The sequence below is a fragment of the Micromonospora sp. CNZ280 genome (assembly GCF_011759515.1).
Genome location: NZ_JAAOYP010000002.1, coordinates 684,786 through 710,742 on the forward strand (window position 1 = coordinate 684,786; position 25,957 = coordinate 710,742).

The following is a 25,957-nucleotide window of genomic DNA, read 5'->3' on the forward strand; positions in this document are numbered from 1 at the left end:
TTCTTCGACGCCGAGCGTCGACGGCCGGGCAGCCGCGGGAGGATGCGATGGACAGCCGTGCGAGACGGAGAGTCCGGTGGGCGGCGATCGCCGCGGCGGTGGTCGGCCTCGCCGGCCTGTCGGTCGGGACCGTCAAGACCGCCCGGGTCTTCCTGGGCCAGCCGCTCGACGTCCAGGCGAACACCGCCGACGTGGTGAGCATGGTCGTGGGGCTGGTCGCGCTCGTCGTCGGCGTGATCGGCGTCGTCCTCACCGGCCGGCAACTCAGGCAGGGGCGGCCCGGGTCCCGGGAGTCCACCACCGTCCCGCAGACCCAGATCATCAGCGCCAGCGCCCCCGGCGCCGCCGCGTACGGCGCGATGAACGGCGACGTGATCCACCACCAGTTGCCACCTCGGCCGACCGGCGACCCGACCGGCCCGGAAGCGTGAGGCGGAGCCGGTGACGGAGGCAGGCGCTCCGGACGACCCGACCGCCGCCCCAACGCCGTACCGGCAGGACGTCCACGCCGACGGCGGTAACGCCGCCGGGGTGATCGGCGGGGACCTGCACGTGTGGGGCGACGGCATCCCGCTTTTCGTGCTGCGCAACTGGCAGCCGTCCCCGGCCGTGCCGTCCGACTGGCTGCGCGAGGCGCCGAGCCGGATGCTCAACGCCCGGTACGAGGTGGTCCCGTTCACCGGGCGGGAGGACGACCTCGCCGCGCTGGAGGCGTGGCGGGACAGCGAGGCGCCGATGGGGGCCCGGTGGCTGCACGGCCCGGGCGGGCAGGGCAAGACCCGACTGGCCGCCCGGCTCGCCGAGCTGTCGGTGGCCGGCGGTTGGAAGGTGCTCGTCGCCGTCCAGGGACCGGGTACGGTGCTCCCGGGAGCGGACAGCCAGGATCTGCGCGCCGACGGCGCGGTCGGCCTGCTGGTGATCGTCGACTACGCCGACCAGTGGCCGCTCAGTCACCTGACCTGGCTGTTCAGCAACTCACTGCTGCAGAAGCCCGGCCTGCCCGTCCGGGTCCTGCTGATCGGCCGCGGTGCTGTTCGGCGCGGCCGACGAGCCGGCGCCGCCGGCCTGGTCGCCCCGGGCCGTGGGAATGCTCGCCGCGGCGGCCCGACGGTGGCCGCACGTCGGACCGGAGTGCCTCTTCCGCCTGGTCGACGACCGTCCGGCCGTCATCCTCGCCGCCGGCAACGCGGCGATCGGCGCCGTCGCCGGGCTCACCGGGCTCGGCTCCCGCCGGCTGGCCGCTCTCGCCGAGCACCTGGAGGCCGCGGAGGACACCGACCTGCTACCCGCGATGGCGACCGTGCAGACCCGGCTGGCGCCGTACCGGTTGGCCGAGAACGCCGACCCGGAGGCCCGGATCACCGTGCTGACCGACCTGGCCGCCGTGCAGACGTACGCCGGCCGCTACAGCCAGGCCGCGGCGACCCGCGAGCGGGCGACCGACATCCTCCGCGGGTTCAGTGCCGACGTCGACCCGTCCGACGACCGCAGCCCGGCCGGCCAACTGCGGCACCGCGCCCGCAACCGGTTGGGCAGCGCCCTGGTCGATCTGAGCGCGGACCTGTCGGCCGCCGGGCGACGCACCGAGGCGGTACGGCTGGCAGCGCAGGCGATCGCGCTGTACCGGGAGTTCGGCGGTGCCCACCCCAGCCCGGACTTCAGCCACGCGCAACTGGTCAGCGGCCACGTGGCGCACCGGGCCGGACGCCGGGCCGAGGCGCTGCCCGCGTTCCAGGCCGCCATGCGGATGCGCCGACGCCGGATGGACCTCTCACCGATGGAGCTGGGCGACGTGTGGTTCCTCGCCCTGCACGATCCCGTCGCCCGCACTCTCCTGCGGGCGCTGAACACCGTGCCCCCCTTCCGCCGACGGCTGCAACGCCTCGAGGAGACCTACCTCAGCCCGATCGACCGGGTCACGAACCGCTGGCGGTATCCGGCGAGCGTCGAGGAACGCGCCGCGGATCTCGTGCAGAGCCTCACCTACCTCGGTACGGCGCTGGCGGACGCGGGCCGGCACGTGGAGGCCCGGCGGGCGGCGGCGCTCGCCGTCGTCCTGGCCCGCCGGCACCGGCGGATCCGTCCCATGCTGGGCGGAGCGCTGACCGAGCTGGCCCGCGCCCTGCTCGCCACCGGCCAGGTGGACGCCGCCCGTACCGCGGCGACCCAGGCCGTGGCCATCCACCGGGAGCTCGCGGTCGCGCCGGACGACATGGGGAATCCCTCGCTCTCGGTGGCCCTGCTCCAGCTGAGCCGATGCCGGGCGCGGACCGGAGACGCGGCCGGCGCGGTGGCCGCGGCGGAGGAAGCCGTCCAGGTGCTCCGGCCCGCGGTCGCCACGGACGCCGCGCTGGAGTCCGAGCTGCCCGAGGTGCTGGGCAACCTCGCCGAGCAGCTCCGGGACGCCGGCGACCGGGGCGGCGCGGTCCAGGCCGCTACCGAGGCCGTGGCGGTGGCCAGGAGGATGGTCCGGGCCGAACCGGCGATCCACGCCGCCGTCCTGGCCGGCGCCCTGCACACCCTGGCCACCTGCTTGACGGCGGCCGGCCGGCGAGCGGAGGCGTTGAGCGCCGCGACCGAGTCCGTACAACGGTGGGCCGAGGTGCCAGGGGGCAGCGGCCGCGCGCCGGAGCGGGCCGCGGCCGCCCGGACGAGGCGACGGCTGCTGGCGGACCACGGCCGGGCCGGGGCGCTCCGGGCGACCGCCGACGTCGCCCGGGCCTCGGTGGCGGCCGCGTGGTGGCGGACCAGCGCGCTCGTTCACACCGTCCTGCGCCCCAGGCTGGTCAACGACCGCTGGCGCGGCTGAACCCGCGGCATCTGGTGCGACCAGCCGCCCCGGCCCGGTCGCGCTGACGCGCCGACGAACGGGCCGCCCGGGTGGATAGGGTCGGTGGATGCCACCGCCACCTGGGACATCCCGATGACGGGCCACGACGAGCAGGCCCGCCCCGGCCTGGCACCCGGCGCCCGCTCGCCGGCGGGCACCCTGTTCGCGGCGCTGTACGGCGAACTGTCCCGGCACCCGTGGCGCAACCCGGACTCCGACCTGGATCCGTACTTCCTGTTCCACGAACGGTCGCTCGCCATGGGGTGGCTCGACGGCCGGGCCGCCGGGGACCCCGGGGACGCGGACCTCCGGGCGGCCGGCCTGTGGGGCATGAACGACGCCGGTGAGGATCATCCGCTCGCCGCGCCCGGCGCGTCCCTGGTCGCCTGGTTCCAGGTGGGCGCCGAACCGGTGACCGGCGACCGGCCGCTGCCGGTGCAGCCGTTCCTGCGCTGCGCCGGCGACGCGGTGGCGCGGATCGGCACCCTTCGACTGCGGGCGGTGCAGGTGCTCCTGCCCGTCCAGGGTCTGGCCGCGGCGGCTCGCCCGGAGCCCGCGTTGTCGCCGTCGCTGCTCAGCGCCGGCTGGTTCCGCGACGGTGATCCGCGGTCGAGGACGCCGGTGCGGATCACCCTGGACAGCGGGCAGGCCTCGTCCGTCCCCCCGGCCGCGCCGCGGCTGCGGGACTGGCTGAGCCGGCTGGACCAGGACGTGTTCCGGTGCGAGTCGTACTCGCTGACCGACCACGATCCGCTGTCCGTGCGCCCGCCGTTCGACGACGGCTTCTGGAACGGACCGTCCCGGCACCGGGCGACCTTCCACGGCACGCTCGCCGAGTGGTCCCTGGACGCGCTCGGCTGGTTGGGCGCCTTCCTCGCCGATCTGAGCGCCCGGCAGGGGGTCGGCACCCCGCTGCTGCTCACCGCCAGCCGGTCCTGACCCCCGATCGGAATCGGTGCCGCCCGGCGTGCCGCCACGGGAGGCGGCGCGCCGGGAGCCGCCGGCGCCCGGCCGGCCGGATCACCTCGGTTCGTCGCCGAGGTGCCGGCGGGGCCAGGCGTCGAGGTCGCTCAGCAGCTGGCGGTCGTGCGTGGCGACGACCACCGCGGCCGGCGTGCTCCGCAGGGCCTCGGCCAGTTCCTCCACCAGGGCGATGGAGAAGTGGTTCGTCGGCTCGTCCAGCAGCAGGAAGTCGTGACCGGCGCCCAGCACGCACGCGAGGCGTACCCCGGTAGCGCTGCCCCACCGACAGCTCGGCCAACCGCCGGGGAGCGGTCGGTCACGGCGTTCAGGCCGGCCAGGGCGACGTCGACCCGGCGGTCGGCGTCCCAGGCGTCGAGCGCCTCGGCCGCCGCCAGGGCGTCGGCGTACGCGCCGGCGGCGCCCGTCTCGCCCCTGGCCAACGCGGCAGACGCCGACTCGAACGCGGCGAGGACCCGTCGCACCGCGGCGAGTTCCACGTCGATCACGTCGCCGACCGTGCCTCCGCCCGCCGCGCTCAGCTCCTGCTCCACCAGGCCGAGACTGCCGAACCGGTGCACACTCCCCGAGTCCGGGGCCAACCCGCCGGCCAGGATGGCGAGCAGTGTCGACTTGCCGCACCCGTTCTTGCCCACGACCCCCCAGCGGGCGCCGGGCGCCACCGCCATGGTGACGTCGTCAAAGATGGTTCGCCCGCCGCGCACCGCCCGGAGGGGTCGGCAACGAGCTGGGCCTGCCCGCGGGCAGGCATGGTCGGGGCCGGAACGGGAATCGGGGTGCCGCGAGCGGCGCGGACGGAGGAGACGGCCGATGACGGACCCAACGCGCACCGGGTCGGATGATGCCCGCGCGGACGGCGGTTTCGCCGTGGTGGAACTGTTCACCTCCCAGGGCTGCTCGAGTTGTCCACCCGCCGAGGAGGTGCTGACCGAGATCGAGCGGGACGCCCGGCAGCGGGAGCTGAAGGTGTTCGCCCTCGGCTTCCACGTCGACTACTGGGACTACCTGGGCTGGCCCGACCGGTTCGCCGACGCGGCGTACACCGCCCGGCAGGAGGCGTACGCGCGGGCCCTCGGTTCGGGACGGTTGTACACCCCGCAGATGGTCGTCAACGGCACCGTCGAATTCGTCGGTTCCGACCGACGACAGGCGGCCACCGCGATCGCGTCAGCGCTGAGCGCGGGTCCCGGCACGCCGCTCACCCTGTCGGTCGCCGCCTCGCCCGGCGGCGACCGGGTGCTGGTGGACTACCAGACCGTCCCGACTCCGGCGGTGCTGAACGTGGCGGTCGTGGAGCGTGGCCTGGACAGCGAGGTGGCCCACGGCGAGAACGCCGGGCGGACGCTGCGGCAGGACAACGTGGTCCGCGCCTTCTCCTCGGTGCGTCCGGACGCCGAGCGGGGACGGCTGGAACTGGCGGTGCCGCCGGACCTCGATCCCCGGCATGCCTCGGTGGTCGGCTACCTGCAGAACGCCGGTGACAACGCCGTCGTCGGCGCCGCCGCCGTCGACGTGGCCCCTGCGGCTGGATGAGAGCGGCGCCGGGCGGCGACCCCGCCTGAGGGCGGGTACCCCGCCCCCGGTCCGGTGGCCGCGCTCCCCCGACGGCCTTCCGATGCCGCGCCCCGCTGGCGTGGCGGAGGCCGAGCAGTGACCGATTGCCGCCCCGTCCCGCACCATGGCCGGCGGTGGTGGCGATGTCGTACCGGTGGTCCATGATCCCTGTCGTCACAGCGGCGCGGATGTGGGCCGGCGTGGGCAGCACCCTGCCCGGAGCCGGTCTCCGGCGGGGAGGTCGGAGATGACGGAGGCGGTCGAAGCCTCGTGGCGACGACGAAGCGTGCTGCGGGTGGTGCCACCCGCCCGGGCGCGCAGACTGGCCAAGGTGCCCTTCGTCGAGCTGGCCGACGGGTGCCTGCAGGGCGTGGTGTCCAGCGGTTCCGACATCGAGCGGGTGTACGTCTCGTCGGTGGCCGCCGGCACCCACGCCTACCACTGCAGCACCAACAACAACCGGCCGTGCGGCGGGCTGCGCGGCAACCCCTGCAAGCACCTGCACGCGCTGGCCGACGAGGCGATCCTCCAGTACGGCGTCGAGCCGGTCGCCCGCTATCTGCGGGTGGACGTCGGCGACGGGGTGGACACCGGCGCCGAGCTGTTCGCCCGGATGGATCCCCGGCACGAGCCGAGCCCGGCCGCGGTGGTGTTCAGCCGGTTCCTGCGCCACCTGGCCTACCTGGAGGTGCCGGAGAGCACCGCGCCGCTGCCGGAGTTGCAGTGGTTCCCGGCGAGCGCGGCGGTGGGCTGATGCTGGCGCACCAGGCGACCCGGCTGCGGGCGGACGTGCCGGCGGGGCTGACCGAGGCCCTCGACATGGTCGCCGGATTCGACGACGTGCTGACCGGAGGCCTGGCCCGGGTCGGCGAGGACGGCGTGGCCGCGCTGGCGGCGCTGGCCGACGCCGTGGCCGACACCCCGCTCGGTGCACCGGTGGCCGAGGCGGTCGGCAAGGTGACCGCCGGCTCGGTCGCGGAGGAGCACCTGGCCGTCCTGGCCGGGGCGCGGTCGGCCCTGCTCGGCGCGGCGCACGACGCCCTGCTCGGGCAGCTCGACGACGCCCTCGGGCGGGACCGGTCGCCGTGGCCCGGGATGGCCGCCGGCGCGACGCACGTCTCCCCCGCCCTGCTGGCGGCGCGGGCCTGGCTGCACGAGGTGGCGCTCACCGGTTGGCGCGGCGTCGACCACGAGCTGGTGTCGGCCGCCGGGGCGCCGGTGGAGGCCGCGCTGGCCGAGCCCGGGTCGCGTCGGCTCGCCGTGCTGCTCGACGGTCTGGCCGCCGAGCTGCGGGCGTGCGTACCGGTGGCGGCGATGCCGCAGGTGCCGGTCCGGCGCTGGGCGGACCTGTGGGCGCGCGCCATGCTGCTCACCCGGGGCGCGCCGGCCGGGCCACCGGCGGAGGCCGAACTGGTCTCAGGGCGGTTGTTGCCGCTCGGCGTGGAGGTCCACGAGCACGACACCGCGGTGCAGGTCCAGCTGCACGCGGTGCTCGAACCGGCCGGTGGCGGGACGCCCCGACTGGTCCGCGCCACGGTGGGCGCCGCGAAGGTGGCCACCATCGTCGGGCCGGCGATCTGGCGGCTCTTCCCGGGGCAGCCCACCCTGCTGCGGGCGCTGGCCGAGCGGCGGGCCGTGACGGTCTCCGACCTGCCACTGCAGGGCGGTGACCTGCGCTGGGACGACAGCCGGGCGGAGCTGGGCGAGCCGACCGACCCGTTCGCGACGGCACGGGTGCTGCTCGGGTCGGCGGCCGCCGCGTCGACGCCGCCGCTGGACCGGCACCCGGCCGCGATCGCCGAACCGGTGCTGATCGAGGGCGGCCCGGTACGCGACGAGGACGGCGGGCTCGTCCTCGACCTCGACGGCGAGCGGGTCGCGGTGGCCGCCGACCGGCTGCCGGCGAGCGGCCCGCTCACCCGGGACCGGGTGGCCGGCTCGTCAGCCTGCCTCGGCCTGCTGCGCTGGGACGACGGCCGCTGGCTCCTGCACCCCCTCGCCGTCCGGTTCACCAGCAAGCGGCAGGTGGCCGAGGCGCACAACGGCGACTGGGCGGGCGGGATCACCGATCCGAAGATCGCGAAGGCCGAGGCGAAGGCCGGCGACGCCGTGGCGGTGCTGCGCGAGCGCGCGGGACGGTTGCTGCGCCGATGACCGGGACCGGACGCGACGACGAGAACCGCCGGCAGGTCCTCTACTGGCGGCTGCTGGCCCGGCTGTTCAGCCCGGACGAGCAGCCCGCCCTGGAGTCGGCGAGCATGGCCGTCGTCGAGGATCTCGGCCTGCCGGCCGCGCTGCTCGACCCGGCGGTCTCGGTCGACACGGTGGTGCAGCGCTTCCCGGCGCTCGCCGACGAGCTGCGCGGCCTGCTCACCACGAGCGACGACGGGCCGGCCGCCCGCCCCACCCGGCCCGACCCGACCGAGGTACGCCGGGCGGCGCTGGTGTCGAAGCTGCTGCTGAACGTGTTCGCCACCGGCTCCGGGTCGGTCAGCGCCGGCCAGCTCGCCCGCTGGCAGTCCGACGCCGGCTGGTTCGAGCAGGCGCTCGGCGCGGCGCCCGGCGAGCTGCGCCGGCAGGGTGGCGAGCTGGGCGGCACGCTCGCCGGGCTGGAGGGCGACCTGGTCCGGCGGATGCACCTGCGGGAGGTGCTGGCCGACCCCAACCTGGCGAGCAGGCTCACCCCCAGCATGTCGCTGATCGAGCAGCTACTGCGGGACAAGGCCAACCTGTCCGGAGTGGCGCTGGCCAACGCCAAGGCGCTGATCCGCCGCTACGTCGACGAGGTCGCCGAGGTGCTGCGCACCCAGGTGGAGCAGACCAGCGTCGGCACCGTCGACCGCTCGGTGCCGCCGAAGCGGGTGTTCCGCAACCTCGACCTGGACCGCACCATCTGGCAGAACCTGACCAACTGGAGCCCGGAGGACCAGCGCCTCTACGTCGACCGGCTCTACTACCGGCAGACCGCTCGCCGCACCACGCCGGCGCGGCTCATCGTGGTGGTGGACCAGTCCGGGTCGATGGTCGACTCGATGGTCAACTGCACGATCCTGGCGTCCATCTTCGCCGGGCTGCCCAAGGTGGACGTGCACCTGATCGCGTACGACACAAGGGCGCTGGACCTGACCCCGTGGGTGCACTACCCGTTCGAGGTGCTGCTGCGCACCAACCTCGGCGGCGGCAACGACGGGCCGGTCGCGATGGCGATGGCCCGCCCGAAGATCGTCGAGCCGAGGAACACCGTCCTGGTGTGGATCTCGGACTTTTACGAGTTCGACCGGTCGCAGCCACTGTTCGACGGGATCGAGGCCGTCCACCGCTCCGGCGTGCGGTTCATCCCCGTCGGCTCGGTCACCAGCTCCGGCCAGCAGAGCGTCAACCCATGGTTCCGGCAGCGCTTCAAGGACCTGGGCACCCCGGTCGTCTCCGGCCACATCCGCAAACTCGTCTTCGAGCTCAAGAGCTTCCTCACCTAGGAGACCTACCCCCTCATGTCCGACATGCTGCGTGCCCCCGCCGAGGTCAAGTACGCCGACGAACTCGACTGGCTGGAGTCGGTCGACACCGGCCCGAAGCCGTTCTCCTGGCGGCTGAGCCCGCGGATGGTGCGGCTGTTCATCCTCGGCTCGGAACGGGCCGACGGCCTGGACCGGGAGATCCCGCAGAAGTGGTTCGGCGACCGCAGCTTCGTCGAGCGGGCCATCGTCACGCTGGCCTCCGACCGGGGGCTGCTGCTGATCGGCGACCCGGGCACCGGCAAGAGCTGGCTGGCCGAGCTGCTGGCCGCGGCGATCTGCCGCAACTCCACGCTGGTCGTGCAGGGCACCGCCGGCACCACCGAGGACCACATCAAATACTCGTGGAACGTGTCCATGGTCATCGCCCGCGGGCAGTCCCGCGAGTCGATGATCCCGTCGCCGATCATGACCGCGATGGAGCAGGGTGTGGTCGGCCGCTTCGAGGAGCTGACCCGTTCCACCAGCGACGTGCAGGACGCGCTGATCTCGATCCTGTCCGAGAAGTACATCTCGATTCCCGAGCTGGACCGGGACAACATCGTCTTCGCCAAGCCCGGCTTCTCGGTCATCGCCACCGCGAACAGCCGCGACCGGGGCGTCAACGACCTGTCCTCGGCGCTGAAGCGGCGGTTCAACTTCGTCCGGATCCCGGTGGTGACCAACAAGCGCAGCGAGGCGGAGATCGTCCGCTTCCGCACCGAGGAGCTGCTGCGCCGGCACCACATCAACCTGGACGTACCGCCCACCCTGCTGGACATCCTGCTGCAGAGCTTCGCCGACCTGCGGGCCGCGGCCGCCTCGGCGGCCAGCGACGACGAGAAGCTGGAGTCGGCGCTGTCCACCGCCGAGCAGATCGGAGTGCTGGAGGACGCCATCCTGCACAGCCAGTTCTTCGGCGACCGCACCCTGCGCCCGGAGATCCTCGCCGGGTCGCTGATGGGGTCGCTGGCCCGGCGCAGCCCGGAGGACCTGGCCATCCTCAACAAGTACCTGCACGGGGTCGTCGAGCCGCGGGCCAAGCAGGACGGCGGCGACTGGGCGGGCTTCCTCGACGGCGGCCGCCAGGCGATCGCGTCGCTGTCGTGACCGCCGCCACCGATGCCGGCCTGTTCGGCGCGCTGCGCGAACAGCTCACCGACGCGGCGACCGCCTTCGCCGACTCCCCCGACGCGCTCGCCGGCATCCTGGCCGGCATCGTGGACGACGTCGACCGGGCCCTCGGCGAACGGCTGGAGATCTTCCCGGTGTGCCACCACTCACCGGCCTCCGCGCTGGCCATGCTCCGGCGGCTGCGCGCCAAGCAGCCGAAGGTCGTCTACCTGGAGCTGTGCGAGGATCTCCAGCCGCTGCTGACCGAGCTGCGCAACTGCCGCCTGCCGGTGGCCGTGCAGGCGTTCGCCACCGAGCTGGCGGGCTTCCCCGCCGAGTGGGCCCCGCTCAGCGTCGTCGCCCCGATCACCGAGGCCTCCGCGGAATACCAGGCCATCGCGTACGCCCTGGACACCCCCGGGGTGGAGCTGGTGCTGGTGGACCGCTCCACCGACCACGTCTTCCAGTGGACGCCCCGCCCCGAGGCCGGCCCGGCCGCCGACGGTCCGGCGGCCGGCGGCGCCGAGGCGACGGCCGAGGAGGCGGCGCTGCACGGCGACGCGGTCGGCGTGGAGCTCGGCGACCTGCGACCCCGGTTCGCGGAGCTGGAGGCGTACCTGCTGCACCACGGCAAGGTGCGGCACTGGTCGGAGTGGTGGGACCAGTACGTCGAGCGGCCGCTCGCCACCGCCGACCACGACACCTACCGGCAGGTGATGGTGCTCATCGGCAGCCTCTTCCGGCGGCTGCGACCCACCGACGCGGACCGGCTGGACCGGGACGAGGACCGGGAACGCTACATGTGGACCCGGATCCGGCAGCACCTGACCGCCTCCGGCGCCGACCCGGCCGACTGCCTGTACGTGTGCGGCGCGTTCCACGCGGCCAGTCCGGTCGAGCAGTTCGGCCTCGACTCGACCGCGCCGGACTTCCCGATCAGCCCGTGTACCGGCACCCGGTGGCGGTACGGGCTGATCCCCTCCAGCCACTCCGCCATCGAGGCGCAGTTCGGCCTCGCCCCCGGCTCGGTGTCGATCGCCGCGGCGGCCTGGACGAAGTCGCTGAGCCGCGACGGCCTCGTCCCGTACCGGCTCGACGGCCAGCGGGGCGGGACGAAGCGGAGCCGGCGCGGGCGGGGGGCGGTGGCACCGGCGCCCGCCCCGCCGGCCAGCGACCGGCTCAGCGGCTTCCTGGCCGCGCCGCCCGCACCGGACGAGCTGGACGAGGCGGAGCTGCGCGGCTGGTGCGTCGACATCGTCCGGCTGGCCCGGCGCAACGGGTACCTGGCCAGCACCGCCGACGCGATCGCCGTGTTCGAGACCTCGATCCTGCTCGCCGGGCTGCGCAACCGGGCCCGGCCCACCCCGTACGACTTCGCCGACGCCGCGGTCACCTGCATCGAGAAGGACGTCGTGCCGGGCCGCCGGGACGTCCGCCGGCTCTGCGAGATCCTGCTCGGCGGCGACCGGATCGGCCAGGTCGGCTACGACTCGCTTCCCCCGTTGGCCCGCGACGTGCTCGACCGCCTCCGCCCGCTGGGCCTGGATCTGGCGAAGCGGACCGTGCAGCGGGCCCTGCTGGACCTGCGCGCCGACCCGGCGCTGCCGGCCTGCTCGGACCTGCTCTGGATGCTGCGGCACCTGCTGCCCGCCGACGCGGTCCGCCCGATCATGGGCGAACGGCGCCTGGGCCACCGGTCGCTACAGGAGAGCTGGGACCTGGCGCTCGGCCGCAACCAGCGCGCGCTGATCGAGCTGGGGTACGAGGGCGTCACCGTCGAACAGGTTCTCGAGCAGCGGCTGCGCCGCTCCGTCCGCGGGGCCGACGCGACCGCCGCCACCGCGCTCGCCGCGGTCGAGGACGCCATCCGGCTGCTCGACAGCCCGCGTCTGGTCGACGAGCTCGGCGCGCGGGCCGTGGAGCTGCTCTCCGTCGAACGCACCGTGGACGACGCCCCCGAGGTGCTGCGGCGGATCCGCCGGCTGCTGGCCCACCACCGGACCACCGCGGCGCGGCTGCCGGCCTGGTGCGAGGCGTTCGTGACCACCGGGTACGCGCACTACTGCACCCTGCTGCCGACCGCGTTCGTGGACGAGGCGACCGGGGCCCGGCAGGTCGGGGCCATGCTGGGCTTCCTGTTCGGGATGGAGAGCCTCGCGCTGTCGCTGGGCTGCGACCGGTCCCAGCTGGAACTGGCCGTCGCCCAATCCCACCCGGAGGCGCCGGCGAAGGTCGCCCTGCTCTGGGCGTCCCGCCACCAGCTCGGCCTGCTGCCCCTGGCCGAGCTGCGGGAGCGCTGCGCCGAGCTGCTGGCGAACCCGCTGGTGGTGCCGGCGTTCCCGCAGTACCTGTCCGGGTTCGTGCACGCGTTGGAGCCGGCGCCGGGACTGGCGCCGTTCGTGGTCGAGACGATGTCGACGGCGTTCGCCCGGCTGCCGGATCCGGTGCTGCTGCCCTGGCTGCCCACGCTGATCACGACGCTGCGGGAGCAGGGGCCGGACCTGGTGCCCCGACTGGTCCGCGAGGCCGAACGCACCTTCCCCGGCACGTTGGCCGCGCTGGACGCCTGGGTGCCGCCGTGGCGGGCCACCGGTCAGCCGGCGGCGGCCGTACCGGCGGCCCCGGCCGGTCCGGTGACCGCGCTGCTCGCCGGGCATCCGGAGCCGCTGGACGCGGTGGCCGGGCTGCTCGGCTGCGTCGGTGAGTGGCGGCGGGACGCTCCGCCGGCCGGCTCCGGAGCCGCGGCGGCGTTGGTGGCCGCACACCCGACGTCCGCGGACGCTCTCGCCGTGCTCCTGGCGGGGGCGTCGGGGTGACGGCAGATCGAGCGCCGTGGTCCGCCGGCAACCTCGACTGCGGGCCGGCTGGCGCTGCCCCGTCCACGACGCCCGTCGGGCCACGGACCACGGTCCGACACCGCCGGCCGAACCACGCCCCGTCGATGAAGGATTTCGACAATTGATGTTCGTACCTTGAAACTCCTTTTCCCGTCCGGCTACCCTCCGGGAAGTGATCCACCATCCACCTTGGAGGTATCGGACCATGCGCAAGCTGATGTCGGCGGTCGGAGCGGGGGCGATGCTGACGGCCGGGTTGTTCGTCGGCGCCACACCCGCACAGGCCGCCACCTGCACCCTGGTGCAGTCCGAGATCTACAACGGGGCGAACATGATCGCCTGGTCGCGCGGCCTGCAGGGCTGCGCCGGCGACGTCTACTGGGAGGTCCACTCCGCCGACAGCGGCACCTGGCAGGTCGCGGACAGCGGCACCACGTACTACGACAACGAGGTCGTCAGCTACTACGGTGACCTCGATCTGCCGTGCCAGCTGCGGGTCTACGCGAAGTTCGGCACCCAGGAGAAGCTGACCAGTCCGGTGCGCAACTACAACTGCGCTCCCTGAGCCGGGACGCCGGGCGGGACGGCGTCCCGCCCGGCTCCACCCCGCCGGCACGAGCAGCCGCCGAACGGTCGCCGCCGACCACCACGCCGGCGCGGCGGTGGGGTCAGCGCAGCTGCCGGGCGGAGAACCGCGGAGGCGGGGCGGCGATCGCGTCCTGGGCCGCGATCAGCTGGATCTCCCGGGTGCCGGCCGCGAGCGTCGCCTCAAGGACGGTGAAGACGGAGGCGATGGTGCGCTCCAGTGCCGTCGCGGGTGAGCCCGTCGTCCACAGGTGCGCGAGGTAGAGCGCCGCGGTGACGTCGCCACCGCCGTTCGGGCTGATCGGCAGCAGCGGCGTGGTCACCGCCCAGGCGCCCTCGTCGGAGACGGCCACCACCTCCAGCGATCCGTCCGGTACGTCGTCGTGCAGCACGCTGGTGACCAGCACGTGCCGCGGCCCCGTCGCGCGCACCACGTCGACCGCCGCCAGCAACCCGGCGAGCGAGTTCGTCGTCCGGCCGGCGAGAAAGTCCAGCTCGAAGTGGTTCGGGGTGATGATGTCCGCGCGCGGGACGACGACGTCGCGCAGGTACTCCGGGATGCCCGGCCGGACGAACATCCCCCGGCCGGCGTCGCCCATCACCGGATCGCAGCAGTACACCGCGTCCGGGTTCGCCGCCTTGACCGTGTCCACCGCGTCGAGGATCACCGCACCCATCGCCGGGTCGCCCTGGTAGCCCGACAGCACCGCGTCGGCGCTGCCGAGGACCCCGCGGTCCCCGATGCCCGCGATCACCTCGGCCACGTCGGCCGGCGCCAGCAGCGGCCCGAGCCACGCGCCGTACCCGGTGTGGTTGGAGAAGTGGACCGTCAGCACCGGCCAGACCTCGTGCCCGAGCCGCTGGAGGGGGAAGGCGGCGGCCGAGTTGCCGACGTGGCCGTAGGCGACCGACGACTGGATAGACAGGATCTTCACCGGCTCATCATGACGGTTCCCGCCGGCGCCGCACCCGGAGACCGGCCACCGGGTGCCCTGGGCCTCGTTCGTCATCGTCGCGCCGCCCCGACCAGGGGACAGCGCGGGCCGGTCCGGATGCCTATGCTCCGGTCATGACGGAGACGACTCCACGGCCCCAACCGGCTCGTACCGAGGTGGAGTCCCTGCTGTCGGTGCTCGACCGCAACCGGCGGACCTTCGCCTGGAAGACCTCGGGTCTCGACGAGAAGGGCCTGCGTGCGACCACCGCCGCCAGCACCATGACGCTCGGTGGGCTGGTCAAGCACGTGGCGCTGGTCGAGGCCGACTGGCTGGCCGTCAAGCTTGCCGGCCAGGAGTACGGCGCCCCCTGGGACGCGGTGGATTTCGACGCCGACCCCGACTGGGAATGGCGTACGGGGGCCCTCGATGCGCCCGAGGACGTCCACGCGGTCTGGCGCGACGCCGTCGAACGGTCCCGGAAGCTGGTCGCCGAGGTCGTCGAGGAACGCGGACTGGACGGACCGGCCTCCTTCACCTGGCCGGACGGACGCACCCCCACCGTCCGGGACATGCTCCTGGACATGATCGAGGAGTACGCACGGCACACCGGCCACGCCGACATCCTGCGCGAGGCCGTGGACGGTCGCGTGGGCGAGGGCGCGCCCACGGACTTCACCTACTAGAAGTCGGTGCGCCGGGCGATCTGGAGCATGTTCAGGTAGTGCTTGCGCACGGTCGCCGACGGGCGGGCGGCGATCAGGTCCCGGATGCCGGTGAACAGCGTCTCCCGCTGCCGGGGCGAGGCGGCGATGTGCCCGGAGTAGGTGGACACCAGCGCCAGGTACTCCTCGGCGGTGTAGTCCCGGCTCCAGACGTAACGGTGCACGACCGGCTCCGCGAAGAACCCGCTGCCGCCGATCGCCGCCACGTCCGGGGCCGCGACCGCCTCGGGAGGCTTCGGGCCGTCCTGGCCGTCGCCCAGGCCGACCTCGTCGTAGACCCGCTGGACCTGCCGGAAGAAGTCGTCACCGTCGGGTGGCGACACGTGCTCGGTGGCGACGATCGCCAGGTGACCGCCGGGACGCAGCAGCTCGGCGGCCCTGCGGTAGCCGACTCGCGGGTCCACCCAGTGCCAGGATGTCGCCGCGAAGACGAGATCGAACGGCTGCCGGTCACCCGCCTCCCACCGCTCGAAGGGCGCCTCCACGACCTCGACGTCGCCATGCCCGGCGAGCACGCGGCGCGCCACCGTGGCCAGTTCCCGCCCCGGCTCCAGTGTCACCACGCGCCAGCCCTGATCGAGGAGTCCGCGGGTGCCCTGACCGGTGCCCGTGCCGATCTCGAGCACCCGGGCTCCGGCGGCGCGCAGACCCGTCGACGTCGCCAGGTCGGCGAACAACCGCCTCGGGTAGCCCGGCCGGACCCGCTCGTACAGCTCCGCGACCGAGTCGAACGTCGTGGCCAGCCCCGCGTACGGTTCCTGCGTCATCGCGTCATTATCCGGGTGACACCGCCGTGCGGGCGGACCCGGGCGCGACCGGGCGTCGCCGTCCTCCCAGCCGGCCCGGCGGCACGGGCTCATCGAAGGCCCGCGCCTCGCCGTGGCCGCAGCAGCAGGCGTACGAAGGCCGCGCCCCGAGCGACGGGCCGCCCCGCGCGCTCCTGACCGGCGTCGAGGTCGTCGACTCCGGCAGCCCGCGTGGCACCGCAGCACGGGCGCCGCAGGACGCCGCGGAGCTGTCGGCCCGGATGGACCAGGTGCACGAGGACGCCGCGCTTGCCGTCCTGCTGGAGATGACCACACGACACTCGCCTACCGCGCGCACGGCCGCTACCCCGTCGAGCGGGCCCGGGACGTGTTCGGCACGCTCGCCGTGTTGCTGGGCCACGGGAGCCGTTGGTGGACCAACACCGACCAGGGCGCGTGGAACCCGGTCACCCGGCACGTCATGGACGCCTTCGTCGTCGGCACCGGTGACGGGGTCATGGTCGGGGTGCTGGCCACCGACGAGGACTGAGGCAGGACGGACCAGCGACGCGACCGCGCGGTCGGGCGCCGTCCGGGGTCAGCGCCGCCCCAGTTCCGCCTCCAGTCGCTGGACGAGCGTCTTGCGGGCCTTGCCGTCGCGCTCGCGTCGCAGCTCGTCCTTGAGCTGGCTTGTGTCGAGGTGGCGGACGAGCTTGGCCGCCTCGGCGACCGGCATCTCCGACACCCGCCCGGCCGCCGAGGCGTTCCTCCGTGCCCGTTTGGCCGGCCCGGTGTTCGAGACGTACTGTCTGCCGGCCCGGGACTCCCTGCGCTTCTTGGCGTCGGTCGCCCGCTTCTGCTCACCGGAGAGCTGCTCCCAGGCCTGCTTGGGCAGGTAACGGCCCGTCTCGCCGTCACGCCGCGCCCGGGTCCCGCCCTCCTTGGTCTGCCACTTCTCGTTGCCCCACCGCTGCAGGGACTTCTGCCGCTCGTCCTTCGGGCCGAGATAGCCCCCGCCGCGCCGCTGGTACTCCTTGGTGAGCAGCTGCGACTTGCGTGCCGACCACTGCCCCGGCCGGCCGCCCTTGTCGGAAGCCTTGATGTCTTCCTTGATCTGCTCTCGGAGTTCGGGCCTGGTGTACCGCGCCATGCCGGCCGGTTACCCGGGGCACGCCGGCACATACCTCCGCACCCGCCGCCGCGGGACATTCGTCCCGCCGGAGACGGGATTCCTCGGCCTGCCGACGGACGGGTCGGCCTCCGTAGCGTCGAGCGCGTTGGAGGACGACACCTGGAAGGACATCCCATGACAGAGACCATCGCCCGCCCGCAGCCGTCCGTCCGGCGGGGTCGTCGGGCGGCGACGCTCGGGCTCGCCGTGGTCGCCGGCCTCGCCGTCTGGGTGGTCTGCGACCCGCTCGCCGGCCTCGACCTGGCCGTCGGTTCGCAGCCGACCACCCGGACCGTCGGCCCGGCGTCGATCGTCGTCGCCGCCCTGCTCGCCGGTGCCGCCGGATGGGCGCTGCTAGCGTTCCTGGAGAAATGGCGGCAGCACCGAGGACGACGGGCATGGCGGATCACGGCGTGGACGGTGCTCGCGCTGTCCCTGCTCGGGCCGCCGTCGTCCGGGGCGACCGGCGGCGTGCTCGCCAGCCTGATCGCCATGCACCTGGCGGTCGGAGCGACGCTGATCCTCGGGCTCGCCCCCGGGGCGGAGGACCCGAGCGCGGCGGTCTGAACGGATCGACGGAGATGCGTGACACCTACTGCACCGAGCCGCAGCCGGCGGTGGCGTGGTTCGCCCGCCACCCCGGCCCGTGGTTCGCCCTGGTCTGGGCGCCGCTCCTGCTCACCGCTCCGCTCGTGGCCGCCCTGGCGGACGGTCGGGTGCCGCGGGCGGGCCATGTGGTCGCCGTCGGCGTCGGCTACGCGTACGCCGTGTGGTTACCGTTCCGGTCGCGGACGCCGAGGTGGCGGGCCGAGGTGGCGGTGGCCGTGCTCCTCCTGCTCGTCACCGCGTACCTGGTGCTCTGGCGCACCGACCGGCAGTTCGTGTTCCCCCTGCTCGCCATCGCGGTGGCGGTGGCGGTGCGGCCCCGCTGGGCGCTGGGCACCATCGCGTCGCTGACGATCAGCGGAGCGCTGGCCGCCGGCATGGAGACCGCCTCGGTCGACACCGCGCTCTCGCTGGGTTTCGCGACCTTCTTCGGCGGCGTCGGCACGTTCCTGGTCTACCACCTCCTCGACCTCACCGCCGAGCTGCGCCGCACCCGCGAACGCCTGGCCCGGGCCGCCGTCGACGAGGAACGGCTGCGCTTCTCGCGCGACCTGCACGACCTGCTCGGGCACACGCTGTCGGTGATGGTGGTGAGCGCGCAGGCCGTCCGGCGACTCGCCGAGCGCGACCCGGCCGCCGCGGTCGAGCACGCGCGCGACATCGAGACCACCGGTCGCCGGGCGCTGACCGAGGTCCGCCAGGCGGTGACCGGCTACCGCAGCGTGCGGCTGGCGGACGAGTTGGCCGGTGCGCGCACCGCACTGGCCGCCGGGAACGTCCGGCTCGACCTCACCCCACCGGCGGTCCCCCTCGACGCCGAGCTGGATTCCCTGCTCGGCTGGGTGGTCCGGGAGGGAACGACGAACGTGCTGCGGCACGCCCGCGCCCGCACCTGCCGGATCGCCGTGACCTCGGACGGGGCTACGGTGACCGTGGAGATCGTCGACGACGGCCGGGAAGGCCCGGCCGGTGCGGAGGGCAGCGGCCTGCACGGCCTGCGGGAACGGGTGGAGGAGCTCGGCGGCGAGCTGACCGCGTCCCGGACGCCGTCGGGTTTCCGCCTGGCCGCGTCCGTACCCGTGGGCTCGCGGTAGGGCGGCGTCGATGGACCGGACGACGCGCCTGCTCATCGCGGAGGACCAGGGCATGATGCGCTCGGCGCTGGCCACCCTGCTCGACCTCGAGGACGACCTGACGGTCGTGGCCCAGGTGGCGCGGGGCGACGAGGTGGTGGCGGCGGTCGAGCGGGTACGCCCCGACGTGTGCCTGCTCGACATCGAGCTGCCCGGGCGCAGTGGCCTGGACGTGATCGGCGACATCGTACGGGCCGTCCCGTCGTGCGCGGTCATCGTCGTGACGACGTTCGGGCGGCCGGGCTACCTCAGGCGCGCGCTCCAGGCCGGCGCCAGGGCGTTCCTGGTCAAGGACGACCCGGTCGAGGACCTGGCGGCGGCCATCCGACGGGTGCTCGCCGGCGAGATCGTCGTCGACCCGCAGCTCGCGGCGCGGGCGCTCGGAGCCAGCCCCAACCCGCTGTCCGAGCGGGAGCGGCAGGTGCTCATCGCCTCCGCTGACGGCGCGACCATCGCCGACGTGGCCGCCCGGATGCACCTGTCGCCCAGCACGGTCCGCAACTACCTGTCCGCGGCCATCGGCAAGACGGACACCCGCAACCGCGCCGAGGCGTACCGCCGGGCCCGCGACCAGGGCTGGCTCTGAAGGTACGACGAGCTGAGGCGGGCCGGACCGGCCGCCTTCAGCCGGCCCACTTCCAGACGGTCTGGAAGCCCTCGGTCTGCCGCATCCAGAAGTAGCCGTACACGGCGGTGCTGCCGAGGTACGGCCCGATCTGCGCGAGCAGGGCCCTGGTGCCCTTCCGGTCGCGCTCGGCCAGGTAGTTGGCCAGCGCCAGCCAGTGCCGGAGCGTGATGCCGCGACCGATCAGGCGAGGCTCGCCGGCGCCGCGCCACTTGGCGGCGCACGCCTCGATCTCCCGGATCACCTCGGGCCGGCGGAAGTAGCTCGCCTTCGCGCTCAGCGACGACGCCCGTGTGTCGAAGCCGAACTCGCGCAGCGCGTACTCGAAGTGGGCGAGCAGCGGCAGCATCGCCACCGACGAGCCGACGGGCGCGGCGGCGGCGGGCTCGCGGGCCGCGGCGAACATCTGCTCGTGCGAGCCGTACCACTTCTCGCAGAGGAAGGTCACCGCCATCAGGTGGGCCTCGAAGTTGTCCGGGTCGCGCTTGACCGCCTCGTCCATCGCGGCGAGGAACTCGTCGCGTTGCCGGTGGCCGTTGGCGAGCGTCGAGGCCATCCGGGTCACCCACGGGTAGGGGTCGTCGGGGTTGAGCCACACCGCGCGCTGGCTGGCCTGGCCGGCGAGGGCGGAAAGCCGTTCGAACTCCCGGAACTGCTCCTGGGTGGTGTGGCGCGCCGACGCGGCGCCGCGGGCCTCACCGGCCTGGTCCATCAACGCGTCGGCGCGCAGGATCGCCACCGTCGGGTCGTCCGGCACGGCGGCTTCCCACGCGTCCAGCCAGTGCGGGGCCTCCCCGGCGACGCCACCCAGCACCGAGAGCCGGCGGCCGCGCAGCTCCCAGTCCCGGCCGGTTGCCAGGATCAGGTCCCGGACCGCCGTCCAGTCACCGGCGAGCGCCCGGTCCCTCGCGGTACGCAGCTCCAGATCGGCCTGCGCGTAGTCGGTGTCGGGGGTGGGCGGCCTGCGGAAGAGTCCGAACATCCGGCGATCATAAAGATCGACCCGAGGACTCCGCCCACCCGCCCCGGCCGCGCCTGGCCCCGCCGCGCGCGACGGGTTCAGGGCGGGTGGCCGAGCGTGCTGCCGACCGGTCAGGCCGAGTCGGCGACGGGGCCGGTGTCAGCGCGGGCCGGCGGCTCGGGGGCTGGGGTGCCGCCGGCCGTGGCGGGGCTCGCCTGTTGCTGGTTCGCCCAGAGCGCGAGCAGGCGCAGGTTGTCGTGCGACGGGCTTCCGGGGTCGGTGGTGTAGATGAACAATGTCTGTTCCTCGTCGCCGGGCAGCGCCAATGCCTCGTACCGGATGGTGATCGATCCTACGGCGGGGTGCGTCATGTGCTTGGTGCCGTGCGTACGTTCGTGCACCTGGCGTCCGTTCCACCAGGTGCGGAATTCCGGGCTCTTGATGGTCAGCTCACCGACCAGTTCGGTGAGCCGGGGGTCGTCGGGGAACCGCCCGGCGTAGAGCCGCAGGGTGCCGACCGCCTCGGCCGCCACCGTCGGCCAGTCGAGGAAGGCCTCGCGGGCGGCCGGGTCGAGGAAGATCCACCGGGTGTAGTTGCGGTGCCGGGGTGGCAGCCGGGTCCAGTCGGTGAGCAGGGCACGCGCCAGCGTGTTCGACGCGAGGACGTCCGTGCGGCGGCCGACGATGAAGGCCGGGTGGTCGACCAGCGAGGCGATCATCTGGTGCATGGCCGGCCGGACCCGCTGCGCCGGCGCCTGCTCGGCGCGGCGCCGGGGCGGCCGGGCCAGGTCGGCGAGGTGGGCGCGGGCTGCCGCGTCGAGCCGGAAGACCCGCCCCAGGGCGTCGAGGACCGCTTCCGACGGGCTGGTGTGCCGGCCCTGCTCCAGCCGGGTGTAGTAGTCGACGCTCACCCCGGCGAGCTGGGCCACCTCCTCCCGGCGCAGGCCGCGCACCCGCCGGCCGCCCTGACCGGCGTGGCCGGGAATGCCCGCGGCTTCCGGCGTCGTGTCCGCCCGGCACTTCCTGAGGAAGTCACCCAGATCCGTGCGCCCTGCCATGTCGTCAATGATCGCCCTGCTGGCGATGTGGTGCCCAGCGGTTGGGTGGGCATGCCGTTCCCAGGCAGGGCTGGGCGTGGTTGACGGTGTCCGGGGCCGGGCGCACCGCCGCAGCATGGGATCCGTTCCCCGGCCCGGGGGACGCACCGACCGGTATCCGCCGAGGAGACATCTCCATGCCCTATCCCACCACCGGACCCGCGACCTGGTTCGTCACCGGCGCTTCGCACGGACTCGGACTCGAGCTGGTCCAGCAGCTGCTGCGGCGCGGCGACAACGTCGCGGCGACCACCCGCTCCACCGACCGGCTGATCGCGGCGCTGGGTTCCGCCGACACGTCACGGCTGGTGGCCCTGCGGGTGAACCTCGCCGACGAGAAGGAGGTCGCCAGCGCCGTGGCGGCGGCCGGTGACCGGTTCGGCGGCATCGACGTCGTGGTCAACAACGCCGGCTACGGCCTGCTCGGCGCCGTCGAGGAGATCACCGACGCCGAGGCGCGGGAGCTGTTCGACGTGCAGATCTTCGGGGCCTGGAACGTGCTGCGCGCCGTCCTGCCCGGCATGCGGGCGCGCCGCAGCGGCCACGTCATCAACATCTCCTCGATCCTCGGCCTGACCACCTTCCCCGGCTGGGGCGCGTACTGCGCCGCCAAGTACGCGCTGGAAGGCCTCACCGGATCGTTGGCCGCCGAGGTCGCCGACTTCGGTGTCCGCGTCAACCTGGTCGAGCCCGGATACCTGCGTACGGACTTCCTGCGCGCCCACAACCTGCGCCTTCCGTCCCGGGTCGCCGACGGCTACGACGCCATCCGCGAGATGACCGACGCCCACCTGGCCATGCCCGGAACCCAGCTCGGTGACCCCGCCAAGGCGGCCGCCGCGATCATCACCATCGCCCGGGACGGCGCCGCGCCGCTGCACCAGATCCTCGGCTCCGATTCCTACACCCTGGCCACGACCGCCGTTGAGCACCTGACCACCGACATCGAGGCCGCCCGCCAGCTCGCCACCACCACCGACATCGGGCGGCACGCCTGAGCGGACGGGCCGTTCCGCAGAGGCTGCTCGGCGGCGCGGCGCCGCTGCCGGCGGCTCCTGCGGGCCGGCCGGCGGGCTCCTGGCGGGGGCCGGAGGTCGGCCCCGCCAGGAGCCGGCGCCGCAAGATCGGTCCGCGCGTTCGCGGCCGGCGCCCCGGGGCACTCCGGCCACTACTACAATTCGTCGTGGATGCCGTCGGCGAGCGTGCCGCGGGTCTACGTGGAGGTGCCGGATGGCTGACGACGAGGCGGAGATCACCGCGTGGGCGCTGGCCGCCGGGCGGGGTGACCAGGACGCCGCCGCCCGGTTCATCCGGGCGACCCAGCATCAGGTCCGGCGCTTCCTCGCCGCCCTGGTCTCCCCCGGCGAGGCGGACGACCTGGCGCAGGAGACCTTCCTTCGGGCGGTGCGGTCGCTGTCGTCGTTCGCCGGACGCTCGTCGGCACGGACGTGGCTGCTCGCCATCGCCCGCCGCGTCGCTGTCGATCACGTCCGGGCCGTCACGGCGCGTCCCCGGACGGTGCCGGTGTCGGACGGGTACGACGGCGTCGACCTGTCCGGCAGCGGCTTCGACGGGCAGATCGTGCTGGAGCAGCTGATCGCGGCGCTGCCGGCGGACCGGCGGGAGGCGTTCGTCGCCACCCAGGTTCTCGGCCTGTCGTACGCCGAGGCGGCGGAGGTCTGCGACTGCCCCGTCGGCACCATCCGCTCCAGGGTGGCCCGGGCCCGGGAGGATCTTGTCGCCGCGATGGACAGCCGGGGCGCGCGGGGCTCACGGCGCGGCGGCGACGCGGCCGGCTGAGCCGGCACAGCCGCTGTGAGCTGCGTCGATGCGGCCTCCTCCAGGAAGTACGTGGGAACCAACGACGCGGTCGGGCCGACTACCGGTACATGAGGTGTGAGCAGTGGCGCGAGGTGTTGTCGGCACAGCTGGACGGTGAGGGGACTCCCGCCGAGCGAGCGGCCGCCGAGACCCACCTGGCCAGCTGCGGCGACTGCCGGACCTGGTTCGACCAGGCGGCGGCGGTCACCCGGCGGGCCCGGCTGTCGGTCACCGTCGCCCATGACGACCGCACCGACGCCATCCTGGCCGCCCTGCCCGCGCCGGCCCCGTACCGCCGCCGGCAGCGGCTCGTGCTCACCCTGCGGGCCGCGCTGGGGCTGATCGGGGCGCTTCAGGTCCTGCTCGGCCTGGCCCAGATCGGACGCGGCGCGGCCGGCGAGCACGCCCACTCGGCGGCCGGGGCGCTGGCGTCGGGGCACCTGTGGCACGAGTCGGCGGCGTGGAACGTCGCCGTCGGGGCGGGATTCCTGTTCGTGGCCGCCCGCCGCACCCCGCCCACCGGCCTGGTGCCGACCCTGAGCGCGTTCGTCGGCACGCTAGTGCTGCTGTCGGTCAACGACCTGGTGATCGGGCGGGTGGACACCGCGCGGCTGGTCAGCCACGGCTTCCTGCTCGCCGGGTACGCGATCGTGGTCGCCATGTCCCGGCCACGCCGGCGGCCGGACGGCCCGGCCGACCGCAGCCGTCCGGCCCAGAGCCGCTGGCGACTGCCGGCCGAGGACGAGGCGCCCGCGCCGGCGAACCTGCGGCTGCTGCCACCACCCCACCCCGGGTCCGCGTACCGCCAGGACCGTACGGCGGCCTGAACGCCCGCACGCCGCGACGTGACGGGGGTTACCGCACCCCGCGCGGAACTTCCCGGTCGGGCGGCCCGACCACCAGACGACATCGATCTTCGAGGGGACCTGCCATGCCCAGCACCGTCACCGTTCGGCGCCCGCGTCCAGCCGCCCTGCTCGCCACCGCGCTCCTGGTCGCGGCCACCGCCGGCTGCGGGGGCGACTCGCCGGCCGCGACGCCCCGCCCGTCGGCCGCCGCGTCGTCGAGCGCCGCCGCCGGCGTCCTCGACGTCCGGGATCCGTGGGTGAAGGCCGCCGACGCGGGGATGACCGCCGCGTTCGGGACGTTGGTCAACGACGGCGACACCGACGTGACGATCACCGCCGCGGCCACCGACGTGTCGCCGATGGAGTTGCACGAGATGGCCATGCGGGACGGGAAGATGGTCATGCAGGCCAAGCCGGGCGGCATCGTGGTGAAGGCGAAGAGCAGCCACGTGCTGGAGCCGGGCGGCGACCACCTGATGCTGATGAACCTCACCCGGCCGGTCAGGGCCGGCGACGAGCTGACCGTCACCCTCAGCTTCGCCGACGGCCGCACCCAGAGGTTCACCGCCGTGGCGAAGCCGTTCACCGGGGCGCAGGAGAGCTACCACCCGGGCGGCGGCACGCCCACGTCGGGCCCGAGCACGAGCCCGGCGTCATGACCGGGCGGTCCCCGGCACGACCGGTGAGCAGGCGGGGCCTGCTCACCGGTGGCGCCTTGGCCGCCGGTGGCGCGCTCGCCGGCGCCGCCGCCGTCACCGCCTCCCGACCCGGCGAACCGGCGGTACGCCCGGAGCCGGCGGTCCCGGTGGCGCAGGTCGGCACCGCGGTCGAGCCGTTCCACGGCCCCCGCCAGGCCGGCGTCGCCACCGACCCGCAGGCGCACGCCGCGTTCGTCGCGTTCACCCTCCGGCCGGGCACCGACCGGGCGGCGCTGGGGCGGATGCTGCGGCTGCTCTCCGACGACGCCGCCCGCCTCACCCAGGGGCGTCCCGCCCTGGCGGACACCGAACCGGAACTCGGCGTGCTGCCGGCGCGGCTGACCGTCACCTTCGGCTTCGGCCCCGGCCTCTACCGGGCGGCCCGGCTCGACGACCGGCGACCGCCGTCGGTGGCCGACCTGCCGTCCTTCCGCATCGACCGGCTCCAGCCCCGCTGGTCCGGCGGGGACCTGCTGGTGCAGATCTGCGCCGACGACCCGGTCACCGTCGCCCACGCCCAGCGGGTGCTGGTGAAGGACAGTCGGCCCTTCGCCACGGTGGCCTGGGTGCAGCAGGGCTTCCGGCGGGCGGCCGGCGCGGAGCCCGGGCGCACCCAGCGCAACCTGTTCGGTCAGCTCGACGGCACAGCCAACCCGCGGCCGGGCGCCCCGCTGGAGATGGCGGTGTGGGTGCCGGACGGGCCGGAGTGGCTGCGCGACAGCACCACGCTGGTGGTCCGGCGGATCAGCATGAACCTGGAAACCTGGGACCTGCTCGGGCGTACCGACCGGGAACTGGCGATCGGCCGCCGGCTCGACACCGGCGCCCCGCTCACCGGCACCGCCGAGCACGACGAGCCGGACTTCGCCGCCCTCGGGCCGGACGGGCTCACCGTCATCCCGGACTTCTCCCACCTCACCCGCGCCCGCGTCACCGACGACCGGTTCAAGATCCTGCGCCGCCCCTACAACTACGACGGCGTACCGACGGCCGAGGGCACCGCCGACAGCGGGCTGATCTTCGCCTCCTACCAGGCCGACATCACCCGCCAGTTCCTGCCCATCCAACGGCGCCTCGCCGAGCGGGACCTGCTCAACGAGTGGACCACCCCGATCGGCTCCGCCGTCTTCGCGATCCCACCCGGCTGCCCCGACGGCGGCTGGATCGGCCAGCAACTGCTCGGCTGAGCCCGACAGG

At 74.3% G+C, this 25,957-nt stretch carries 26 protein-coding genes and 1 pseudogene; 20 read left to right on the forward strand and 7 right to left on the reverse strand.

Going from position 1 to position 25,957, the window contains the following annotated elements; translation table 11 throughout:
• Window positions 1-47 precede the first annotated feature (47 nt).
• The 3 genes from FHX32_RS18140 to FHX32_RS18150 all read left to right on the forward strand — a co-directional run bounded on the left by FHX32_RS18140 (window position 48) and on the right by FHX32_RS18150 (window position 3,769).
• Window positions 48-431 carry a hypothetical protein gene (locus FHX32_RS18140; protein ID WP_167184319.1) on the forward strand — a complete coding sequence of 128 codons (384 nt, stop codon included), beginning with the start codon at window positions 48-50 and terminating at the stop codon, window positions 429-431.
• Between the two features lie 596 nt (window positions 432-1,027).
• Window positions 1,028-2,809: a tetratricopeptide repeat protein gene (locus FHX32_RS18145; RefSeq protein WP_167184323.1), complete on the forward strand. Its 1,782-nt coding sequence runs from the start codon at window positions 1,028-1,030 to the stop codon at window positions 2,807-2,809.
• Between the two features lie 84 nt (window positions 2,810-2,893).
• Window positions 2,894-3,769, forward strand: a complete 876-nt coding sequence (locus tag FHX32_RS18150; protein WP_208418849.1) for a hypothetical protein — start codon at window positions 2,894-2,896, stop codon at window positions 3,767-3,769.
• A gap of 81 nt (window positions 3,770-3,850) precedes the next feature.
• On the opposite strand, the gene FHX32_RS34535 is transcribed toward FHX32_RS18150, so the two are convergent.
• Together FHX32_RS34535 and FHX32_RS34540 are read right to left on the reverse strand one after the other, a co-directional pair.
• Window positions 3,851-4,042 carry a hypothetical protein gene (locus FHX32_RS34535; RefSeq protein WP_208419141.1) on the reverse strand — a complete coding sequence of 64 codons (192 nt, stop codon included), beginning with the start codon at window positions 4,040-4,042 and terminating at the stop codon, window positions 3,851-3,853.
• 332 nt (window positions 4,043-4,374) lie between these two features.
• Window positions 4,375-4,479, reverse strand: a pseudogene (locus FHX32_RS34540) (ATP-binding cassette domain-containing protein); the annotation flags it as partial.
• 142 nt (window positions 4,480-4,621) lie between these two features.
• Here FHX32_RS34540 and FHX32_RS18160 point away from each other — a divergent pair.
• The 7 genes from FHX32_RS18160 (at window position 4,622) to FHX32_RS18190 (ending at window position 13,374) form a co-directional block, all read left to right on the forward strand.
• Entirely contained in the window at window positions 4,622-5,344 is a 723-nt protein-coding gene (locus FHX32_RS18160) for a DUF1223 domain-containing protein (RefSeq protein ID WP_167184326.1), read from the forward strand.
• A gap of 307 nt (window positions 5,345-5,651) precedes the next feature.
• On the forward strand, window positions 5,652-6,119 hold the full coding sequence (locus tag FHX32_RS18165; protein WP_486481236.1) for a hypothetical protein: 468 nt from the start codon (window positions 5,652-5,654) through the stop codon (window positions 6,117-6,119).
• Window positions 6,119-7,519, forward strand: a complete 1,401-nt coding sequence (locus tag FHX32_RS18170; protein WP_167184333.1) for a hypothetical protein — start codon at window positions 6,119-6,121, stop codon at window positions 7,517-7,519. Before FHX32_RS18165 ends, FHX32_RS18170 begins: the two co-directional genes overlap by 1 nt.
• A complete protein-coding gene (locus FHX32_RS18175) occupies window positions 7,516-8,841 on the forward strand; it encodes a VWA domain-containing protein (RefSeq protein ID WP_167184336.1) in 1,326 nt (441 codons plus the stop codon). Before FHX32_RS18170 ends, FHX32_RS18175 begins: the two co-directional genes overlap by 4 nt.
• 15 nt (window positions 8,842-8,856) lie before the next feature.
• Complete coding sequence (locus tag FHX32_RS18180) at window positions 8,857-9,969, forward strand: ATP-binding protein (protein WP_167184339.1); 1,113 nt, start codon at window positions 8,857-8,859, stop codon at window positions 9,967-9,969.
• Complete coding sequence (locus FHX32_RS18185) at window positions 9,966-12,788, forward strand: DUF5682 family protein (protein ID WP_167184342.1); 2,823 nt, start codon at window positions 9,966-9,968, stop codon at window positions 12,786-12,788. The genes FHX32_RS18180 and FHX32_RS18185 overlap by 4 nt, the downstream gene beginning before the upstream one ends.
• Before the next feature lie 226 nt (window positions 12,789-13,014).
• Window positions 13,015-13,374 (forward strand): hypothetical protein, encoded by a 360-nt coding sequence (locus FHX32_RS18190; protein ID WP_167184345.1) that lies wholly within the window; start codon window positions 13,015-13,017, stop codon window positions 13,372-13,374.
• Between the two features lie 103 nt (window positions 13,375-13,477).
• Here FHX32_RS18190 and pdxY read toward each other — a convergent pair whose 3' ends face one another.
• The gene (gene pdxY / locus FHX32_RS18195) at window positions 13,478-14,329 is read right to left on the reverse strand and encodes a pyridoxal kinase PdxY (RefSeq protein WP_167184348.1); all 852 of its coding nucleotides are present in this window, start codon (window positions 14,327-14,329) and stop codon (window positions 13,478-13,480) included.
• A 134-nt stretch (window positions 14,330-14,463) separates the two neighbouring features.
• On the opposite strand from pdxY, the gene FHX32_RS18200 reads away from it, so the two are divergent.
• Window positions 14,464-15,015: a DinB family protein gene (locus tag FHX32_RS18200; RefSeq protein ID WP_167184351.1), complete on the forward strand. Its 552-nt coding sequence runs from the start codon at window positions 14,464-14,466 to the stop codon at window positions 15,013-15,015.
• Here FHX32_RS18200 and FHX32_RS18205 read toward each other — a convergent pair.
• The gene (locus tag FHX32_RS18205; RefSeq protein ID WP_167184354.1) at window positions 15,012-15,821 is read right to left on the reverse strand and encodes a class I SAM-dependent methyltransferase; all 810 of its coding nucleotides are present in this window, start codon (window positions 15,819-15,821) and stop codon (window positions 15,012-15,014) included. The genes FHX32_RS18200 and FHX32_RS18205 overlap by 4 nt on opposite strands.
• Window positions 15,822-16,209: 388 nt before the next feature.
• On the opposite strand from FHX32_RS18205, the gene FHX32_RS18210 reads away from it, so the two are divergent.
• A complete protein-coding gene (locus FHX32_RS18210) occupies window positions 16,210-16,350 on the forward strand; it encodes a hypothetical protein (protein WP_167184357.1) in 141 nt (46 codons plus the stop codon).
• Window positions 16,351-16,398: 48 nt separating this feature from the next.
• Here the strand turns inward: FHX32_RS18210 and FHX32_RS18215 are convergent, their stop codons facing one another.
• Window positions 16,399-16,950, reverse strand: coding sequence for a DUF5872 domain-containing protein (locus FHX32_RS18215; RefSeq protein WP_167184361.1), 552 nt, complete (start codon window positions 16,948-16,950; stop codon window positions 16,399-16,401).
• 156 nt (window positions 16,951-17,106) lie between these two features.
• Here FHX32_RS18215 and FHX32_RS18220 point away from each other — a divergent pair, with 156 nt between their 5' ends.
• From FHX32_RS18220 to FHX32_RS18230, 3 genes are read left to right on the forward strand one after another with little or no spacing between them, the layout of a single operon-like run.
• Window positions 17,107-17,538, forward strand: coding sequence for a DUF6069 family protein (locus FHX32_RS18220; RefSeq protein WP_208418850.1), 432 nt, complete (start codon window positions 17,107-17,109; stop codon window positions 17,536-17,538).
• Between the two features lie 14 nt (window positions 17,539-17,552).
• Complete coding sequence (locus FHX32_RS18225) at window positions 17,553-18,671, forward strand: sensor histidine kinase (protein WP_167184364.1); 1,119 nt, start codon at window positions 17,553-17,555, stop codon at window positions 18,669-18,671.
• A 10-nt stretch (window positions 18,672-18,681) separates the two neighbouring features.
• Complete coding sequence (locus tag FHX32_RS18230) at window positions 18,682-19,296, forward strand: response regulator transcription factor (protein WP_167184368.1); 615 nt, start codon at window positions 18,682-18,684, stop codon at window positions 19,294-19,296.
• 37 nt (window positions 19,297-19,333) lie between these two features.
• Here FHX32_RS18230 and FHX32_RS18235 read toward each other — a convergent pair whose 3' ends face one another.
• Both FHX32_RS18235 and FHX32_RS18240 read right to left on the reverse strand, forming a co-directional pair.
• On the reverse strand, window positions 19,334-20,317 hold the full coding sequence (locus tag FHX32_RS18235) for a hypothetical protein (protein WP_167184371.1): 984 nt from the start codon (window positions 20,315-20,317) through the stop codon (window positions 19,334-19,336).
• A 110-nt stretch (window positions 20,318-20,427) separates the two neighbouring features.
• Window positions 20,428-21,354: an MmyB family transcriptional regulator gene (locus FHX32_RS18240; RefSeq protein ID WP_167184374.1), complete on the reverse strand. Its 927-nt coding sequence runs from the start codon at window positions 21,352-21,354 to the stop codon at window positions 20,428-20,430.
• Between the two features lie 176 nt (window positions 21,355-21,530).
• Here FHX32_RS18240 and FHX32_RS18245 point away from each other — a divergent pair, with 176 nt between their 5' ends.
• The 5 genes from FHX32_RS18245 to FHX32_RS18265 all read left to right on the forward strand — a co-directional run bounded on the left by FHX32_RS18245 (window position 21,531) and on the right by FHX32_RS18265 (window position 25,947).
• Window positions 21,531-22,391: an SDR family NAD(P)-dependent oxidoreductase gene (locus FHX32_RS18245; protein WP_167184377.1), complete on the forward strand. Its 861-nt coding sequence runs from the start codon at window positions 21,531-21,533 to the stop codon at window positions 22,389-22,391.
• 232 nt (window positions 22,392-22,623) lie between these two features.
• The gene (locus tag FHX32_RS18250) at window positions 22,624-23,193 is read left to right on the forward strand and encodes a sigma-70 family RNA polymerase sigma factor (protein ID WP_167184380.1); all 570 of its coding nucleotides are present in this window, start codon (window positions 22,624-22,626) and stop codon (window positions 23,191-23,193) included.
• A gap of 89 nt (window positions 23,194-23,282) precedes the next feature.
• Window positions 23,283-24,041 carry a zf-HC2 domain-containing protein gene (locus FHX32_RS18255; protein ID WP_167184385.1) on the forward strand — a complete coding sequence of 253 codons (759 nt, stop codon included), beginning with the start codon at window positions 23,283-23,285 and terminating at the stop codon, window positions 24,039-24,041.
• A gap of 104 nt (window positions 24,042-24,145) precedes the next feature.
• Entirely contained in the window at window positions 24,146-24,721 is a 576-nt protein-coding gene (locus FHX32_RS18260) for a copper chaperone PCu(A)C (RefSeq protein ID WP_167184388.1), read from the forward strand.
• Complete coding sequence (locus tag FHX32_RS18265; protein ID WP_167184391.1) at window positions 24,718-25,947, forward strand: Dyp-type peroxidase; 1,230 nt, start codon at window positions 24,718-24,720, stop codon at window positions 25,945-25,947. Before FHX32_RS18260 ends, FHX32_RS18265 begins: the two co-directional genes overlap by 4 nt.
• The last annotated feature ends 10 nt before the right edge of the window (window positions 25,948-25,957 follow it).

Coding starts and splice junctions, on each gene's coding strand:
- FHX32_RS18235 (WP_167184371.1), bottom strand. CDS start 20,317: ATGTTCGGACTCTTCCGCAGGCCGCCCACCCCCGACACCGACTACGCG.
- FHX32_RS18255 (WP_167184385.1), top strand. CDS start 23,283: ATGAGGTGTGAGCAGTGGCGCGAGGTGTTGTCGGCACAGCTGGACGGT.
- FHX32_RS18240 (WP_167184374.1), bottom strand. CDS start 21,354: ATGGCAGGGCGCACGGATCTGGGTGACTTCCTCAGGAAGTGCCGGGCG.
- FHX32_RS18190 (WP_167184345.1), top strand. CDS start 13,015: ATGCGCAAGCTGATGTCGGCGGTCGGAGCGGGGGCGATGCTGACGGCC.
- FHX32_RS18180 (WP_167184339.1), top strand. CDS start 8,857: ATGTCCGACATGCTGCGTGCCCCCGCCGAGGTCAAGTACGCCGACGAA.
- FHX32_RS18220 (WP_208418850.1), top strand. CDS start 17,107: ATGACAGAGACCATCGCCCGCCCGCAGCCGTCCGTCCGGCGGGGTCGT.
- FHX32_RS18175 (WP_167184336.1), top strand. CDS start 7,516: ATGACCGGGACCGGACGCGACGACGAGAACCGCCGGCAGGTCCTCTAC.
- FHX32_RS18245 (WP_167184377.1), top strand. CDS start 21,531: ATGCCCTATCCCACCACCGGACCCGCGACCTGGTTCGTCACCGGCGCT.
- FHX32_RS18170 (WP_167184333.1), top strand. CDS start 6,119: ATGCTGGCGCACCAGGCGACCCGGCTGCGGGCGGACGTGCCGGCGGGG.
- FHX32_RS18230 (WP_167184368.1), top strand. CDS start 18,682: ATGGACCGGACGACGCGCCTGCTCATCGCGGAGGACCAGGGCATGATG.
- FHX32_RS18205 (WP_167184354.1), bottom strand. CDS start 15,821: ATGACGCAGGAACCGTACGCGGGGCTGGCCACGACGTTCGACTCGGTC.
- FHX32_RS18250 (WP_167184380.1), top strand. CDS start 22,624: ATGGCTGACGACGAGGCGGAGATCACCGCGTGGGCGCTGGCCGCCGGG.
- FHX32_RS18140 (WP_167184319.1), top strand. CDS start 48: ATGGACAGCCGTGCGAGACGGAGAGTCCGGTGGGCGGCGATCGCCGCG.
- FHX32_RS18225 (WP_167184364.1), top strand. CDS start 17,553: ATGCGTGACACCTACTGCACCGAGCCGCAGCCGGCGGTGGCGTGGTTC.
- FHX32_RS18260 (WP_167184388.1), top strand. CDS start 24,146: ATGCCCAGCACCGTCACCGTTCGGCGCCCGCGTCCAGCCGCCCTGCTC.
- FHX32_RS18215 (WP_167184361.1), bottom strand. CDS start 16,950: ATGGCGCGGTACACCAGGCCCGAACTCCGAGAGCAGATCAAGGAAGAC.
- FHX32_RS18265 (WP_167184391.1), top strand. CDS start 24,718: ATGACCGGGCGGTCCCCGGCACGACCGGTGAGCAGGCGGGGCCTGCTC.
- FHX32_RS18200 (WP_167184351.1), top strand. CDS start 14,464: ATGACGGAGACGACTCCACGGCCCCAACCGGCTCGTACCGAGGTGGAG.
- FHX32_RS18160 (WP_167184326.1), top strand. CDS start 4,622: ATGACGGACCCAACGCGCACCGGGTCGGATGATGCCCGCGCGGACGGC.